The organism is Gammaproteobacteria bacterium (assembly GCA_003696665.1).
GTDB lineage: Bacteria > Pseudomonadota > Gammaproteobacteria > Enterobacterales.
Window position 1 is genome coordinate 1 of record RFGJ01000640.1, and the last position, 1,302, is coordinate 1,302.

The 1,302-nt window shown below is 51.2% G+C and carries 1 protein-coding gene; it reads right to left on the bottom strand.

Going from position 1 to position 1,302, the window contains the following annotated elements; all coding sequences use genetic code 11:
• Positions 1 to 1,302, bottom strand: a 1,302-nt coding sequence (locus D6694_15370; GenBank protein ID RMH34179.1) for a peptide chain release factor 3, incomplete at both ends; no start/stop codon positions are given.

The window sequence follows — 1,302 nt, forward strand, 5'->3', positions numbered from 1 at the left end:
GTCCTCTTTCCTGGTGCGTGCTCCCTCGTGCTCGAGAATTTGATCTTCGGCCAGCGCTCCATCGCCAAATTCAAATTGACTCGACTTGGAGCAAGATAGGTCAAATAGTCACCACCATCAAGTGCCAGATGCTCAGAGACACGATTTTTAAATCGTTCCAACTCTTTTGGATCGTCACTGCTGACCCAACGGGCCGTCGTCACATTCACCGGCTCATAGAGACAGTCCACGCCATATTCATCCTTAAGCCGTTGCGCCACAACATCAAATTGAAGTTGCCCGACGGCACCGACAATTAAGTCGTTTCGATCGAGCGGCCGGAACACTTGTGTCGCCCCCTCTTCCGACAACTGCACTAAACCTTTAAGCAACTGTTTTGTTTTTAACGGATCCCGCAAGCGAATACGGCGGAACAATTCTGGCGCAAAATGGGGAATGCCGGTGAAATTCAGCACTTCACCTTCGGTGAAAGTATCCCCGATCTGAATGGTGCCGTGATTATGAACACCAATGATATCGCCTGCCCATGCCTCTTCTGCGCGCTCCCGATCGCCAGCAAAGAAGGTCAATGCATTGGCAATTTTAATGTCTTTGCCAGTACGCACATGCCTAACTTTCATCCCCGACCGGTAGCGACCGGAAACAATGCGCATAAAAGCCACGCGATCCCGGTGGTTAGGGTCCATGTTCGCCTGAATTTTAAACACGAAACCGGTAAATTTCGGCTCCTCAGCTCCAACATGTCGCTCCTGCGCGATTCCCCCACTTGGGGCCGGCGCCCAGTCAATAAGCGCATCCAATACATGCGCGACGCCAAAGTTGCCAAGTGCGGTCCCAAAAAAGACTGGCGTCAGTTCGCCTTTGAGAAAGGCTGACACATCAAATTGATCGCAAGCGCCCTCAATGAGCTCGATTTCTTCCATTAACTCATCATAAAATGACCCGAGTGCTGCCCTAACGTGCTCCTGATCGTCCAACGATACACGAGACGGATCCCACAACTGCTCACCACGGCCCTTTTCGTAGAGCCAGACTTCTTGTGTCAAACGGTGATACACTCCCTTAAATTCCTTACCCATACCAATTGGCCATGTAATCGGCGCACAGCGGATTTTGAGCACAGATTCAATCTCGTCCAATAGATCGACCGCTTCACGAATATCCCGATCCAGCTTGTTAACAAAAGTGATGATGGGTGTATCGCGCATCCGACACACCTCCATCAATTTGATGGTGCGTTCTTCGACCCCTTTTGCCCCATCGATGACCATCAGCGCCGAGTCGACCGCAGTCAGTGTGCGA